Origin of the sequence: Leptothoe kymatousa TAU-MAC 1615 (assembly GCF_018739865.1) — a bacterium.
Lineage (GTDB): Bacteria > Cyanobacteriota > Cyanobacteriia > Phormidesmidales > Phormidesmidaceae > Leptothoe > Leptothoe kymatousa.
This window is the reverse complement of sequence record NZ_JADOER010000005.1, coordinates 126,797-141,977: the sequence shown is the minus strand read 5'-3', so window position 1 is coordinate 141,977 and position 15,181 is coordinate 126,797. Positions and strand designations below refer to the sequence as shown.

16 protein-coding genes and 2 pseudogenes are annotated in these 15,181 nt (G+C 44.2%); 8 read left to right on the top strand and 10 right to left on the bottom strand.

The window, feature by feature from the left end; all coding sequences use genetic code 11:
* Positions 1–43: 43 nt before the first annotated feature.
* The 4 genes from IXB28_RS08095 to IXB28_RS08080 all read right to left on the bottom strand — a co-directional run bounded on the left by IXB28_RS08095 (position 44) and on the right by IXB28_RS08080 (position 3,562).
* Complete coding sequence (locus IXB28_RS08095) at positions 44–1,090, bottom strand: pentapeptide repeat-containing protein (protein ID WP_215618063.1); 1,047 nt, start codon at positions 1,088–1,090, stop codon at positions 44–46.
* A 296-nt stretch (positions 1,091–1,386) separates the two neighbouring features.
* Positions 1,387–2,469: a photosystem II q(b) protein gene (gene psbA, locus IXB28_RS08090; protein WP_215618062.1), complete on the bottom strand. Its 1,083-nt coding sequence runs from the start codon at positions 2,467–2,469 to the stop codon at positions 1,387–1,389.
* Positions 2,470–2,661: 192 nt separating this feature from the next.
* Complete coding sequence (locus tag IXB28_RS08085; protein WP_215618061.1) at positions 2,662–3,006, bottom strand: histidine triad nucleotide-binding protein; 345 nt, start codon at positions 3,004–3,006, stop codon at positions 2,662–2,664.
* A 199-nt stretch (positions 3,007–3,205) separates the two neighbouring features.
* The gene (locus tag IXB28_RS08080; protein ID WP_215618060.1) at positions 3,206–3,562 is read right to left on the bottom strand and encodes a hypothetical protein; all 357 of its coding nucleotides are present in this window, start codon (positions 3,560–3,562) and stop codon (positions 3,206–3,208) included.
* Between the two features lie 391 nt (positions 3,563–3,953).
* Between IXB28_RS08080 and IXB28_RS08075 the strand changes: the two are divergent.
* The 5 genes and pseudogenes from IXB28_RS08075 to IXB28_RS08055 form a co-directional block, all read left to right on the top strand.
* Positions 3,954–4,601 (top strand): annotated as a pseudogene (locus tag IXB28_RS08075) (magnesium chelatase domain-containing protein); the annotation flags it as partial.
* A 118-nt stretch (positions 4,602–4,719) separates the two neighbouring features.
* Complete coding sequence (locus IXB28_RS08070; RefSeq protein WP_215618059.1) at positions 4,720–5,412, top strand: hypothetical protein; 693 nt, start codon at positions 4,720–4,722, stop codon at positions 5,410–5,412.
* Complete coding sequence (locus tag IXB28_RS08065; protein WP_215618058.1) at positions 5,412–5,840, top strand: hypothetical protein; 429 nt, start codon at positions 5,412–5,414, stop codon at positions 5,838–5,840. The genes IXB28_RS08070 and IXB28_RS08065 overlap by 1 nt, the downstream gene beginning before the upstream one ends.
* A 173-nt stretch (positions 5,841–6,013) precedes the next feature.
* Positions 6,014–6,385, top strand: coding sequence for a hypothetical protein (locus tag IXB28_RS08060; RefSeq protein WP_215618057.1), 372 nt, complete (start codon positions 6,014–6,016; stop codon positions 6,383–6,385).
* A gap of 2 nt (positions 6,386–6,387) precedes the next feature.
* Positions 6,388–6,780, top strand: a complete 393-nt coding sequence (locus IXB28_RS08055) for a hypothetical protein (RefSeq protein ID WP_215618056.1) — start codon at positions 6,388–6,390, stop codon at positions 6,778–6,780.
* Positions 6,781–7,336: 556 nt separating this feature from the next.
* On the opposite strand, the gene IXB28_RS08050 is transcribed toward IXB28_RS08055, so the two are convergent.
* The 4 genes from IXB28_RS08050 to IXB28_RS08035 form a co-directional block, all read right to left on the bottom strand.
* A complete protein-coding gene (locus IXB28_RS08050; RefSeq protein ID WP_215618055.1) occupies positions 7,337–7,504 on the bottom strand; it encodes a hypothetical protein in 168 nt (55 codons plus the stop codon).
* Between the two features lie 412 nt (positions 7,505–7,916).
* Entirely contained in the window at positions 7,917–8,348 is a 432-nt protein-coding gene (locus IXB28_RS08045; protein WP_215618054.1) for a hypothetical protein, read from the bottom strand.
* Positions 8,348–8,785: a Panacea domain-containing protein gene (locus IXB28_RS08040; protein WP_215618053.1), complete on the bottom strand. Its 438-nt coding sequence runs from the start codon at positions 8,783–8,785 to the stop codon at positions 8,348–8,350. Before IXB28_RS08040 ends, IXB28_RS08045 begins: the two co-directional genes overlap by 1 nt.
* A 257-nt stretch (positions 8,786–9,042) precedes the next feature.
* Positions 9,043–9,222: a hypothetical protein gene (locus tag IXB28_RS08035; RefSeq protein ID WP_215618052.1), complete on the bottom strand. Its 180-nt coding sequence runs from the start codon at positions 9,220–9,222 to the stop codon at positions 9,043–9,045.
* 345 nt (positions 9,223–9,567) lie between these two features.
* Between IXB28_RS08035 and IXB28_RS16575 the strand changes: the two genes are divergently transcribed.
* Entirely contained in the window at positions 9,568–10,182 is a 615-nt protein-coding gene (locus IXB28_RS16575) for a hypothetical protein (protein ID WP_246559690.1), read from the top strand.
* A gap of 7 nt (positions 10,183–10,189) precedes the next feature.
* Here IXB28_RS16575 and IXB28_RS08025 read toward each other — a convergent pair whose 3' ends face one another.
* Together IXB28_RS08025 and IXB28_RS08020 are read right to left on the bottom strand one after the other, a co-directional pair.
* Entirely contained in the window at positions 10,190–11,113 is a 924-nt protein-coding gene (locus tag IXB28_RS08025; protein ID WP_215618051.1) for a DUF1036 domain-containing protein, read from the bottom strand.
* A gap of 39 nt (positions 11,114–11,152) precedes the next feature.
* Positions 11,153–14,080, bottom strand: coding sequence for an nSTAND1 domain-containing NTPase (locus IXB28_RS08020; protein ID WP_215618050.1), 2,928 nt, complete (start codon positions 14,078–14,080; stop codon positions 11,153–11,155).
* A 92-nt stretch (positions 14,081–14,172) separates the two neighbouring features.
* On the opposite strand from IXB28_RS08020, the gene IXB28_RS08015 reads away from it, so the two are divergent.
* Positions 14,173–14,355, top strand: a complete 183-nt coding sequence (locus IXB28_RS08015; RefSeq protein WP_215618049.1) for a hypothetical protein — start codon at positions 14,173–14,175, stop codon at positions 14,353–14,355.
* 28 nt (positions 14,356–14,383) lie between these two features.
* Positions 14,384–15,004: pseudogene (locus IXB28_RS08010) on the top strand (ATP-binding protein); the annotation flags it as partial.
* Positions 15,005–15,181 lie beyond the last annotated feature (177 nt).

The window sequence follows — 15,181 nt, the reverse complement described above, 5'->3', positions numbered from 1 at the left end:
TCAAAGGCTACTGCTCACTTAAATTATTCCTGCATCGAGAAATTTAATGTAGCCTGCCTTTGAGAGCTATTTCCTGACAATCACGATCTGGATTAAGAGATATGTGAGCAGGCAATTTAACCCGACAAATTTTAGCCTGACTCAACTGCGACTGCTTTAAACCTTTGGTACTTTCAAGATCAACACCAGAAAAAACTGCATCTTGTAGATTAGCGTGCAATAAATTGGCTCCCTTTAAGTTTGTCTCCCATAAATCAGCATTGACTAAGTTAGCAGTCCTAAGATCAGCATTTTGTAAGTTAGCTTGCCTGAAATTAGCGTCCGCAAAATTAACATTTGATAGGCTTGCAGTCTCTAAATTAGTCTTCTCTAAGCTAGCTCCCTCTAAATTGGCATAATCTAAGTCAGCACTTGCTAACTCAGAAAGGTCTAGATCTACATCTGTTAAGTTTGCTTCTTCTAGAAAAGCATTGGTGAGACTGACATCCTCTAGGAAAGCATCCTGTAAGTTTGCTCCTCCAAGCAAGGCTCCATCCATCCAAGCATGCTTTAAATTTGTATCTGTCAGTATTGCATTTGTGAGATTTGCGTTTGTCAAATTAGCAGACTGAAGGTTTGCCATCTCAAGCTGAGCATTCTTTAAGGTAGCCCCTTGCAGATTGGCACGTTTGAGATTCGCTTCTGTAAATATGGTTTGACTGAGTGAAGCTTCTGGTAATTCAACTTTTTCAAAGTGAACCTTACTAAAATCTTGGCTATCCAGGGGTTCACTAGGCCAAGTACATATCCACAAACATATAGAGCGGCGGCGCCAATGTGAACCGGGGGAAGCGTTCAAAAACTCTACGGCTTGTTTCCGACCTCCATCTCCTGCTTGTTCGTGAGCATTACTGATCGTTTGCCATGCATCAATACTGACTTCATATCGACGCTGTGGCTCCAAGCTAAAGTAAGTAACCACACCAATAACAATGCCGATATTGCCCAACAATCCTAAAAAGTTTAGGGCCTCAGAACTTTTTTGGGATGTCCCCTTGAGTACCTTATAAACTTTCTTGAAAATTAATTTGTCATCCCATCTCAAAGCCATATCTAGTCATTAGCTTCTGATATACGCTTTGCATAAACACTTCTAAAAAGGACAAGAATACGACCACTTCTTGATTCTCAGTGCATTCAAGAAAGCTGCTTATATATCAAGCAACAATCAAGATTTATAGTTTTGATTAGTCTTACTCTAGCTAGACAGACATCTAGTTGCAGTGGTCGTGATGCTGAATGAATTACGACAAATCAAGGATCAAGACACACGAAAAAAGGGGCTCCTCAAACGAGGAGCCCCTTTTTCAAACTAAGCCTTTACAACTTAGCCGTTACCGAAAGCGCTTAGCCATTGATTGCAGGAGCAGTCAGAGCAACAGGCGTTTCAGCACCGGACGCTAGGTCGAGGGGGAAGTTGTGAGCATTACGCTCGTGCATGACTTCCATACCTAGGTTGGCGCGGTTAATCACGTCAGCCCAAGTACTTACTACACGACCCTGGGAGTCCAAAATAGACTGGTTAAAGTTGAAACCATTCAAGTTGAACGCCATGGTGCTGATGCCCAGTGCGGTGAACCAAATACAAACAACGGGCCAAGCACCCAAGAAGAAGTGCAAGGAACGGCTGTTGTTAAAGGAAGCGTACTGGAAGATCAAACGGCCAAAGTAACCGTGAGCGGCAACAATGTTGTAAGTCTCTTCTTCCTGACCAAACTTGTAACCATAGTTCTGGGACTCAACCTCAGTGGTCTCGCGAACCAAGGAGGAAGTTACCAGAGAACCGTGCATAGCGGAGAACAAAGAACCACCGAATACACCTGCCACACCAAGCATGTGGAAAGGATGCATCAGGATATTGTGCTCAGCTTGGAATACAAGCATGAAGTTGAACGTACCGGAAATACCCAAGGGCATACCATCAGAGAAAGAACCCTGACCGATGGGGTAGATCAAGAATACTGCAGTTGCAGACGCCAAAGGAGCGGAGTAAGCAACACAGATCCAAGGACGCATACCCAAACGGTAGGAAAGTTCCCACTGACGACCCATATAGGCAAAGCAGCCAATGAGGAAGTGGAAAATTACCAACTGGTAAGGGCCACCGTTATACAACCACTCATCTAGGGAAGCAGCTTCCCAGATGGGGTAGAAGTGAAGGCCAATAGCGTTAGAGGAAGGGATAACAGCACCGGAGATGATGTTGTTGCCAAGTAGTAAAGACCCAGCAACAGGCTCACGGATACCATCGATATCAACGGGAGGAGCAGCGATGAATGCGATGACGAAGCATGCAGTGGCAGCCACCAATGTAGGGATCATTAGAGTACCGAACCAACCAACATAAATGCGGTTGTCAGTACTAGTGACCCACTCACAATAGCGGTCCCACAGGCTTGCCTTGCCACGGGATTGCAAAGTAGAAGTCATAGTGATGAATGAAAAGGTATAAAGAGGCTCTACTGTGAAGGCATGCAAGTTAACTAAATAGCTAACCCGTCTGCGAATAAGTAACTAGAGACTCGCTTATAAGATTAGTAAATATGCTTAGTGATTTGTAGGGGCAAGATACGAAAGTTGCCACATTGAAACATTTCGCATTGTTGTATGAGTGATTGCTCACTAGCCTGGTGGCCAAGCCATGGAGCGTCCACCAAGCAGGTGCATGTGAAGGTGGAAGACGGTTTGACCGCCATCTTGGTCCGTGTTGATGACCACTCGATACCCATTTTTGAGCCCTTCGTCTTGGGCGATTTTGTTTACAGTTAGCAACATATGTCCCAGCAATTCCTTGTCCTCAGGCACTGTGTCAGCCAGCCTCGGTATGGGCTTTTTGGGAATTACCAAGATATGGGTGGGTGCTTGAGCGCTAATATCCCGAAAGGCTAAACAGAAATCGTCTTCATAGACGATTTCCGCTGGAATTTCCTTACGGATGATTTTGCCAAAAATGGTGTCTTCACTCATGGGGCGTTGATGGTGACAACGCTATGAATTGTAGGGGGTATGGTGTGGTGAAGACGCTAAGAATTTCTATGAATTGTGAGTATAAAATGCGGAGTTAGGAGGTCGGAAAGCCGAATTAATCACCTGCCTGGCTTGGTTTCGCCTTGTAATCATTTAGGGCTTATAGCTGCAGAACGCTTTATTGGTATAGCTTTCGAATTCAAAATTCCGAATTTCCCATTGGTGACTGCGGGAATTGCACCTGGCTATAGAGCCAATCGGTAATGAGTTTAGGGCAATTTTTTTTAGACCAGCGCACTGCCATGTGATGAAACATCGGCTTCGTTAATCGGGCAATCCATTTCATTAAACGATTGAGGCGGTGTGGCTTGACCCGCTGGTTAATCAAATTATTAGAACCAATGTCATAAAGTCGGTCAACCACCAGTTTCAGCGTGGCTTCTTCCCGCTTAAACATATTTTCTAATAGCAGTTCCACATCCTTGATGTGCTCCTCTGCAATTTGCTTATCACGTATGGTGATAGCCACTTCCGAGGAGTTTGTGGTCGTCAACATAAGGCTTTTATAGTAGGGATTTTAAGTGATATTGCTGTCAACCATCACATCGACCGATGCGCATTCAGGGCTCCGTGTTCGATGGTTTATCTACTAAGGAAATACCATATTAGCAATCTGAATGATGTGACTTATCCTTCAATGCTTAGGCCCATGGCTCTACTTTATTCGGTCGCTTGGTTTGCAGCCGCTGCGGATTTAAAGAGCAGCGGCTGCGAGGCTGGGGCACTATCTGGATATGCCAAAGACAATTATCCCGAGGATCGGTAATTCCAGGGTGAATATCGCCATTGATGGCGTCAAAATGGGTCTCTCCGGTGATTTTTTTCTGATAGAGCGTGCCTCTATTCTGTGCTGATGGGCATTCTACAGGCACATCTAGGAGTCCACCATGCTGGCAAGAATCTGGAGTGCATCCTTAATCGGTATTGATGCTTTAAAGGTGGGCGTGGAGGTAGATCTCTCCGGCGGCTTGCCGAGTGTTGTAGTCGTTGGTCTGCCTGATGCTGCGGTACAAGAATCGCGAGAACGGGTAAAAGCAGCGCTGAAAAATGCCGGATTTCCGTTTCCGATGCGCAAGGTGGTGGTCAACCTCACACCGGCTGATGTGCGCAAGGAAGGTCCCATTTACGATTTACCCATTGCCATTGGTATTTTGGCTGCCTCTGATTTAGTCAGTCAGGAGTGCTTGGATAAGTACTTACTCCTAGGTGAATTATCCCTCGACGGTAGTCTGAGACCTGTGGCAGGAGTCATGGCCATGGCCGCCGCCGCCCAGCAGTTAGGCATTGAAGGATTGATTGTGCCTAAGGATAACGCTCAAGAAGCTGCTGTAGTGCCCAACCTATCGGTCTATGGTTTTGAAAATATTACCGATGTGGTGGAATTTCTAAATAATCCTGGTGAGCGGCAGCCGCTGACAATTGATGGTCGCCAGTCCCTTGCCAGTGCCCAGCCCCATGCGGTGGACTTAAAAGATGTCAAAGGTCAGGCCCAGGCACGGCGAGCTTTGGAAATTGCAGCGGCGGGTGGCCATAATGCGGCCTTATCTTGAGCTGGATGCTTAAAATACCATGCATACTTAGGCTTTAGCTTGTAGACATGTCTATAAAATGGCTACCATATACTCAAAATGTGAATAGACCCATCAATTAGGCATGGAACAATCGCCTACATCGAAAAAGCCTTCTTTGTCCTACGGTATGCCTGCTTGCCCATCTTGCGGCAAGCAAGGGCTGGTCATTACTGATAAAGAGCATGTTGCATGCATTTTATGTGACTACAAGCGGGATTTGAGTCAGTCTCTGAAGCGAACAAGAGGTTCAGCGCCAATAAAGCACACATTTTTGTGGCTGCGCACTCAAGTTTTTCAGAGAACTAAAAAGGTTTATGACAAGGCGATATTGCCTCAGCCTGAACTGAACGAGCGAGACTTCTCGGATCCGATAAGTAATGATAATGACGCATTAGTTGTAGATTTATTTCTAGAGGAGCAAGGGAGAAATCTTGCTGGACACATTGCAATCGCAGTAATCGCAATAGCCTCCTTTTTATTCATTTCGACATTTGCTGAGTTTGGGCTTTCGGAGGGCCTCAATATCGTAATACTCATATTGGCTTTTCCAATATTAATGATCGCTCGCTATGCATTGATACGCTACAGAATAAAGGCTGGTTATTTTGGTAACAACCTGAATGAAGGAAGGCAGTTGATTGAGTTTGTCCAGTCATTCGATGACGCCCAAGGGCCTCCTTCAGGCGGCGATGATATGGAGGTATTTCCAGAAGTAAAAACTGAAACAGAAAGCCAAACAGTTACTGATAGCGGCATAGCTGGGGAGCTTGCGTAATGGATACGCTCACAGCTAAAACGCTTCAAATAATAGAAGGTTTGATGGCTAGTAGCCCACGCCGAACTTCACAGGCAGTTATTTTAGGGGTTGCGCTTACCAGTGTTGTACCAGTTTTTTCGCCTTTAATATTGGAGCATACAGGGTTGGATTTTTCCTCTTTCTCTGCCGCTGGTTGGGTCTGCCTGTGCGTTTTTATTGCTAACTTTCGGCCATTTAGTAGACAAAAAGAACTCGATTTTCATCTGCAAAAAAAGTACGATTCCATTGATGAATCGTTGCGAAAGCGAGTCATTAGCTTAGAAGAAGCGAAATTTCTTCAAAAGCAAGTACTACGAAACTACCTTCAGTCTGAGATGAAAAATAAGTCTATCAAGGTTGCTCCTAAAAGGGAGGCTCAAGCAAAAATTGAAAAGCAAGGTTCATGAGGTAATTGATGATATAAATCACTCTGCTCCTCCCACCTGCTTCCCCACCCGCACAACCACCATTTATTTTTTAAGCTAAACTGGCAAAGCTTTTTCTAAATATAGCCTTTACTTTGTGGACATACTCATAAAGTAGTGTATGGCATACTTGGGAAAGTTACCGATATTGATCTATGGTTGAGCCGACTTCTGACGAAGATAAAGTCTCAAAAGAGGCATTTCGAGAAGAAGCTATTTCAAGGTTAAAAAATCTTAAAATAGCTTCTCTAGAAAGACGATTTGACGAGGTTTATGCAAGTTGGTCAAAGGCATTTGCGAGACTCGATAAGTATGCCCGGCTCAACTCTGTAAGAGAAAAAGAGCAACAGAAAGAAGTATTGCTCACCACAGAGATTTCAGAAAACGTCTCAACTGAAGAAGTTTCAGCTGAACTAGCAACACTATGTAAAGCCCTAAATGCTTATCACATAGCCTGTGGTGGTAACGGCCTCGAAATCGACGACTGGGAAACCCTAGTCGCTGTTCGTGAGCTAGCGGGGGTTTAGCCATGAACGAAGAGCGCTATCGCATTAGAATGCGCCAGCTACCTGGCAGCCCTCCAGACTTACTAGACAAGCTTAGGGAATCCATCGAAGAGCTTTTTGATTGCGGCCTTACCGGAGCTACCAATTATGTTCAAGGTAGAGGTGAGCAGGAATCAGCTAAAGCAGCTGAGATTAAAGCTAAGGCGCTTGCTCAACTAGGGTCTCTACAACTGGAACGGCAAAAGCTCATTGATGAGCGAGATAAGGCTATCGCTGAACACCAGCAGGCTATGTATGAGCTGAGAACCCAAAGGCTAAAAGAGGTCGTTGATAGCCTGGTTCGACTTAAGGAAATGGGGGTTGAAGTCAAGCTTGAAGTGGTTGCTCAGGTTCTGATGCAGGCTGCTAGTGAGTAGAAGGCAGCCAGAGGCTTTTACTCAAGAACGGGCCTAGGGGGTTAATAAATTTTGTCTTTACAAAAGAAACACACCCTTTAACTAAGCAACTAAGAGGAAAATAATACATAACCCTGCAGCTGCTGCTGCACAAATCATCGCAGTTCCGTCATACTGACTGTTAAAGATTGCTATTAGAGCACAGAAACAGGCAAACCCAAAAGAGCCTAATAATAGTAGTCTGAGTGTCCCGTCGAGTATTTCATTCGGATTGTCGCTTTGGCCTCTAATACATCCAGTGGCTAAAAGTGAGAGCCCTGAAATCAATAGGTAGCGGAAAATTGGATGGCCAATGATTTGAGCGAAAGGTTTAGGCATATTGCTGACAATTGAATCAAGCTTATTGCTGAATATCGTTGCAAATTTAACCTATGAGCTGAAATAAAACTAGATTTACATCTTAGATATTTTGCTCGATAACACTTCAACAGCTCCAGGGGTACAGCAGTCACCGCCGATACTTCCGACTATACAAATTCCGCCTAACCCGCTCAGCAACCGTCCAGGGCCAGATCGGCTAACCCACCTGCCGCTTTACCCGCAGAGCCACCACAGTCACTACCAGGACTAGAGCCAACCCACCTATACCAATCAGGCTTTCCCTGCTAGCGTCCGCCGCACTCGCAGCAGCGTCAGCCACGATTTCCTGATACTCAGCCTCGGTCAGTCCTTCGGGGGTGGTCATGGGCGCTCCTGTGGCTGGGTTTAGGGTGCCCAGAGATATCGGAGAGCTTTTAATTTTTGTACGGATATATGCAAAGTTACAGCAATTTTTTCAGAGACTGGGCATAGTCGGAATGGGCGATTGAGACAGTCCACAACATTAGAGTCATCTGAAATCAAATAAACCAAAAGGCCACCTCTGGTACAGGCGGCCTCGGTTCGTGCATTCAATGGAGTCGAAACCATGAAATTACACTCAGTCAATATCATAATCCCCACCCTCGTTTTGGGGGTAACTTTGCTTGGGCTTGCTGTGCTTTGGCAAGGAGGCTTGGTAGATATTCAGCTAAGGCCAGGGACGACTATCAAGATTGAGAAGGCGGAGGCGCGTTAGCTGTGCAAAGGCCCTGGCAGCTGTGTGGGCTGGCTGGGTTTTAACTGCCGTGATCATAAAGCGTGAAATCTTTATCCAGCCAAATAACATAGAAAATTCTGCCGCTTCGGTATCCGACCATAGGCTTCATTCCAGAAAAGCGGAATGCTAAAAAAGTGACATCATCAGTAATATGACTGGGGATTGACTCTTGAATGGAATTTCGACTGATTTTTTCATGACCTAGCCCATGACGGGGAGCAGATTTAATTTCCTTCCACGTCATTTCACTTAGCTTTCTAAGGCGAATAGCAAATTTAGCCTGATCTTGTACCTGACAGACTGTTACACAATAGTCCTTCTGCAGGTATTCCAAAGAAAAAATTGGAGGTTGCTGTTCTGGCGAGATGTCTCTTTTTTGCGAAGGAGTTTTCAACCGTGCGCTACTTGAGCCTTGCTTTCCCGCAAGTTTTCTTTGTCTATTTCTAGCCATTACTCAGAAGCAAGCTGTGTCTTAAAATAGTCCCGCATTTTTTTGGGAGAGATGACCTCATTAATAGAAGTATCCTTCCATGGGGACTCTTCATGGGTCATGTTTCGCAGCTTCCAGGCCGAAAATTGACCATACACTGCATAAACTTCATCCAGTAGCTCTTCTGTCTCTGGGTCAAAAATACCGAAATCCATTACTTCTGGTGCTGGAATTGCACTAGAACCAAATTCTTTAAATTCATGATAAGCATCTGGCACCACAGGACCATGCTCCCATGCCCTGATATCTTCTTGGAATAGCTTGCTGGTATAGAGCGCAAGATGGAAACCTTGGGCGTAATAGAGTAGCTTCTGTAGCTTGAGGTTAGAAATTAAATCACCAGCATTTTCATCTGGTAGACAAAGAAAATAGCAAGCGATATCAATTACAGAAAACATAAGCCCTCCGCTTAATGAATAAACTATGGGCACATATTTTATAGATCATATGTACTTAAATTTTAGCTTTTAATTTCAGGGTGGGCTAGTGGAAAAATATAACGTTTCAGTTCTCATAAGCTCGCACCCAATGCCTTAGGCGTCAATACGACGATGGTCGTTTAGGGCTAATCTTTACCTTTGGTTCTTTAAAGTCAGACATACAGCTATTGGGTTTTTAAAGCTTTTCAGTCAACCGTTTCACACTATAGACATGTCTATAAAGTGCCGTCAGAAACATCGCCTGTCTGGGGCAAATGCTTATCACCTGACTCAATCTTGATCTGAAGCCCCTCACCACCGAAACGCATGTCAATTGCTCCGGCGTAGTCTAGGAAAATCGCAGCCAACGTGATGGCTGTCGTGCAGAGTATTGCGGCTAGGAGAATGCTTTTCATGGAGTCATCTGTGGAGTGGTTAGATGATTCCAATATCTATCAAATCACATTTTGGCGCGCTAATGAGGGGTTAATGAGAGTTTTGTCATAGTTAAAGACTCTAGGCGTTTAATCTAGGAATGCTTGGAAAACCTTGCAAATAAAGCTTTCTAAGCATTATCTGAGAGGTAGAATATTTTTTAAACCACGTTCATTTTAGATTAATTCCCTATTTCAAAAGAAAGCCAGGATACAAATTAATGTAAAAATCTGCACTGTACTTCTATGTCCACCCCCAGATCAGCAGCAGCCCTACTTGACTGGCATCCGCTGTTCACTGGCCGATGCCCTGAGCGTGAGGTGACGATGGAGCAGCCAGTGAAGGGGCGTTGGGAGTGTGGGTGTGGGTGGAGACCCAATACGGTGCACCTGGCTCGGGGTGAAGTCCGCTGCTTCCACAACGTCAAACTCCATAAGCGGCAGTGGTATGGCCCGGTTCATGTCATCTTTGAGCGTAACAATCTCAATGGTGATCTCTGGGTCGTTGTCAGCGACGAGCCCACCACGCTACAAACGTTTCGAGAATACGGTCTGCGCTTCGATATTGAAGAACTTTTCAAGGACGAGCAGTCCAGTGGCTGGAACCTACAGAACTCTGAGATTCGCTCAGTCTGTGACCTCTCCAGGCTGTGCTTCATTCTGGCGCTAGCGACACTTTATGTCACCGCACAAGGCGTGGCTGTCGTCGAGCAAGGCAAACGTCGATGGGTTGATACCCACTGGTTTCGTGGCAACAGCTATTTTCGCATTGGCCTCGACTGGATTCGGACTGCTCTGCTGGATGGATGGCAGCTGATCATGCACGTTTTCTTCCTCTCCAACAAAGACCCTCATCCAGCTATGGCGTCTCGAAGGCAACATGAGAAACGCTCTTCCCGATTGAAGTTTCAAGTCTTCACCACGTACTTTGAGCCGGACTGAACTTTTGTCAGTCAATCAGGTTAATTCCTTTATAGTCAGTACCAGACACATCTTTGTGTTTAAAAGTCCTAAAGTACAAATCTTCAAGTTCGTGATCGCCAGACAAATAACCTCCCAAAGAATCTGAGACTTGTCCTCCACATGCCAACCAGGTTATCAACTCGTGCCTTAATCTGAACCTATTAGATAGATGTCCCCACTTTTCAAGAATTAAATTATTTACACTTACATGAATTCTATCTCGCGAATCATAAAACCTACGACTATTAGAATTCAACCGTAACGGCTCCCGCTGAGAGAAATCAAAGCCGTTGTCTGAAACGCACCAAGGCCATGGACCCAACCATTCTGTATTGTCTATACTAGGTTCACCCGAAAAAGGCGCTCCGTAAAGCGAACTAAACCAATGACGAGTTATTTCAACGTCCCTAAGTCTTAAGGGTGTCGATATCCCAGTTCTTTCTTTATAAATATTTTTAATATACTCTTCTATCGGAATCGAAAAGTTTCTAGCATCATCCCAACCAAACTCTTCTTCTTTCCAAGAATAATCCAGGTGTAAATTGTTCCAGGCTTCATTCGGGGATCCCTTCCACTCTCTTCCAGTCTCACTGTTGGCGTAATACCAAATATTCTGTAATGGCTCTAATGTTTCTAAAGGAACCGCACACTCGCCTGGATACATCTTCCACCATCCCTCAGCAGCATGGGTATAAGAACCACCAATTTTCGTATTATCTCGATCGCGTTTTCTAGGTTTTTCAAAGTGTTGTTTGTAAGCTGCCTTGTCATAAGCTACTGCAGCCCAAATGGTTTCAGAAGTCTTATTGCATAGTTTAAATTGAGAATACGCTGGCTTTTCAAGCGTTACATTCAAAATCAGAGATGTTACTAACGTGCTAAAGAATGTAGTAATTAAGCTTATTTTCATGGAAGATGTCCCCGTTATAAATTCATTTTGTCACAACAGTTATTCCCTATTAATCTTTTCGCAGTCTCTGTTCGGATCAATTGATATATTAGTAGGTAATTTTGAATTACAGATATAGGTAGTGGAAAGTTGTTCGTCACTTAGACCTATTGAGCCATGTAGATCTGAATTTAGAATTGTCGAGTTCCGAAAATCAGTTGAGTTTAGAATAGTGTCTCGTAAATCAACTTTTTCAAGAAATGCTTTACTGAAAGTAGCATTTTCTAGGTTGGCATCACGAAAACTGACATTCTTTAAAAATGCTGAATAAAATATTGACTTATTCAAATTTGCATCGCGAAAGCGTACAGAACGCAAATCTGAGTTTCCAAAATCTGCCCCTCGTAGATTTGAATGAATCAGACTAACAGACCTCATATCTGACTCTGAGAAATTTATTTCAGCCATATTCTTCGAATATTCTAGATCAGAGTTCTCAAGTGTTGTTGAATTTAAATTTGCAGCATTCAGATGAGCACCTTGTAAGTCTACATTCACAATATGCAGTCTATAAAGACTTGCATTTGTCAGAGAAACATCATGTAGTTTTTCACAATTTCCAAAGACTAATTTAAGGAAATTGGAAGTAAATTTTGGAGCCCATTTAAAGTGATTTAGCTGAGAACAACCACTAGTTAAATAAATAAAAGATTGTCGCTCAAAACTTCCCCCTTGTTCTGCCTTTAACGTTTCATAAGCTTGTCTTATCTTACTTTGCCTTAAGCTTGGCTCTAAGAGTAATAAGACTAAAAGTAGTCCCCCCGTTAAAAATGCAAAAGCACTTGCTAAACCTATGAATTTAGAGCTGCGCGATTTTAAGCTCTTTTTGACAAACTCTACTTCTAAAGTAGTCAATGGAACTTGCTTGTTATATTCTTTGAGATACTTTTTAGCGTATAGTAATCGATGCCCTTGCAGCAAATAATCTTTGTTTTTTTTGTGCACATACCAATCTTTTGTGGCAGATTCAATTTTTTGCTTTTCTATTACACAATGCTTATTTTCATCTAACCATTCTTGTAACTTAGGCCAATTCCGAATAAGCGTCTCGTGGACTATGTCTACAGTAGCGTTTGAATAATTTCCTATTTCTAATACTTGTTGATTATCTGTTACCAAAAGATTCTCATCCACTAGCACTGTCAACACTTCAACTACCAGGGTATTGGGGTATTGATTAGACACTAAATTATACTGAGTAATGCGACGACGAGTAGGTTCAAAATCTTCTCCCACATATATCAAACTCAGAAAGATATACTTTGCGATACGCTGTTGCTCTGGTGTAAATGCGTCATAAATTTTGTCAGCACGCCGCTTAAGTGCGCCAGAAACCCCCCCAATCTTCATGTAGGTAGAGATGTTGAGCTGACTACACTTTTGCCAGTTCCACAGTTCTTTTAAAGTGTATTGGAGCAGCGGCAACTCAGATAAGGACTGTTGCACATCTCGTAAAAGCAACTCAGGAAGCCCAGGCTCAAAACCAACATCTACTTGTTTTGCTGGCTTTAAGATAGACTGAGTGAGTTCATCTTGAGTCATTGGCATAATGAGCTCAAGATGTTGTTTTACCTTCTCAGCTAAATGCTTATAATCTTCTTCAAAGCATTGTCCTAAGAGGTCTGAGCGAATCGCGAAAATAAGACATAAACGTGATGAAACTGCCTCCAATGCACCCAATAGAGTATCAAAAAAATCTTTCCTTTCAGCTTTGTCTTGGCAAAGTGTGAATGTCTCCTCAAACTGATCAACAGCCAAAACTACTCGTCGAGCATCAGAATTTTGCACTAAACGCTGAAGACCTGTTGCCCCCTCGCAAATTCTAAGTTCAGCCTTAGCCTGTTGATCAGCTCGATTCACTGGATCTAGATTCTTATCTACAAAGGCATCTGCCAAACTCTGTAAGGGGTGCTCTCCCGGCACCAAAATCCGAATCTCAATATCACCTTTATCTTTAATGTGTTGTAATAGGCCCGCACGCAGCACAGATGACTTGCCACTACCAGATGCCCCTACAAGGACAAGAAAATTATCGTGTAGAACCTTATCAATTAGGGTCTTGCTTAAAGTTTCACGACCATAAAAGTACTTGTAGTCCTCATCATTGCAGTCAAAGTAGGATAAACCTTTATAAGGACAGATACCAGTATCTGCTGGTGGCGGCTTTATTGCCTGGTCATCAATTTTCCAAGGCCGGGTTAATTTAATTGCCTCACCAGAATTGGTACAGACTGGCGTTTGCAATTCATCCTTAAGCGCTTGATTAACGTAGTCCACTAAAGCAAAAGTATCAATCCAACGTCCTGGTAATCGGGATGGTTCCAGACCCTCTAGCAATGCTTTGGTTAGCACACTGTACTGACTATTCAGATCTTCCCATGAACTTTCAAAGTCACGAGATGACGCAATAAAACATCTATCGCGGCTTTCACTATTACCTGGGTTAGCCGCTCCAACATTTACGATCAGAAAACCACTATGGCAGCAGTCAAGCCAGATGACTTGCTGCTTGATTTTGCTCTTCGATAGTAACCAATGCAACCATCCCAGAGATATGCCTGAGCTGGGATTACTTGGGTGCGTGTCACTAGTAGCCAAATATCCTTTGTCGTAACCGTCTTCGCCCTCTTCATCTGGAATGCCATGGCCCGAAAAGTAGAATAGTGCGGTCTCTGGGGCCTGTTTACTGTCTGGCAAGAAAAGTTGCTTTAAAGCCTGCTTCAGTTGAGACTGAGGCACCTGATGTGTCGATGACACTATTGGCTTATTTCTATTGGCTTGGTCAATCTGTTCTGGGAATCGCCAAACCTTAAAGTCCCCATCCTGCTCCAGACGTTGTGAGATCGCTTCAGCATCTTTAGCTGGAGCTTTCAAAGGACTCAAATATTGATAGCTATTGATTCCGACGATCAGGGCATCGCGACTCATAGATGGCGACTCATGGCTGATTTTAGTGACAGCATAGTATCTGGCTGCTCATATAGCAGTACCCGCATAGGTAATTTTTAAGATTGCAACCCATGGCCCAATTAGCCCCCATCCAGCTCGAAGACGGCACCATTATCTACATCGAAGCTGAAGAAGCGATTACACCTCCACCAGTACCTGCTCCTGACGGTCCACCGTTGAGTGTTCATTCCCAGAGCAGAAGGGTTAGCTGGCGCACTGAACTACAGACTACACAAAATCATCATCGAGTATAAATACTCATGAGTCTACATAGGGGGGAATTATTTGGATGAGCTGACGGAATTTAACCGTAAAGTGCTGGAATTTTTGAGACAGCCTTTAGAAGATGGCTACGTTAGTATCGCCAGAACACGTCAGAGTGTCGAATTTCCGGCTCAATTTACTTTAGTGGCCAGTACCAACCCTTGCCCCTGTGGTTTCTTTGGCGATTCGGTGCAGCCTTGTACCTGCACCCCTAGGGCCCGCGAAATGTATTGGGCAAAGCTATCTGGTCCGCTGATGGACCGCATTGACCTGCAGGTGGTGGTGAGTCGATTGAAGCCACAAGAAATCACTGAACACAATCCTGGAGAACCCTCGGAGCAGGTGCGGCAGCGGGTCGAATCTGCTCGGCAGAGGGCCCAAACTCGCTTTACCAATGAACCGAAGCTACAGTGCAATGCAGATTTAGAAAGCCGCCATCTGCGTCAGTGGTGCCAGTTGGACGATCCGTCGCGGACGTTACTGGAGACGGCGGTCCGTAAGCTGGGGTTATCGGCTCGGGCAACGGATCGGATTTTGAAGGTGGCGCGTACCATTGCAGATTTGGCAGCGGTGGAGAATTTAGATGCCGTCCATATTGCTGAAGCTATTCAATATAGAACGATTGATCGTATGCAGTAGTTGGGGCTTCTGTGCCATTAGCCGTTCAGGTTTGGTGTTGCTGAACCATGGGCTGAGCTTTTAATTTTTAACCAGCGCTAAATTTTAGTTGATTATTTAGTTGATGTGGCAAGACGTATCGCCTCGGTGGTGTTTGCTGCGGAACCTAGGGGATGTCCCAGTCGACAAGCCTAATAA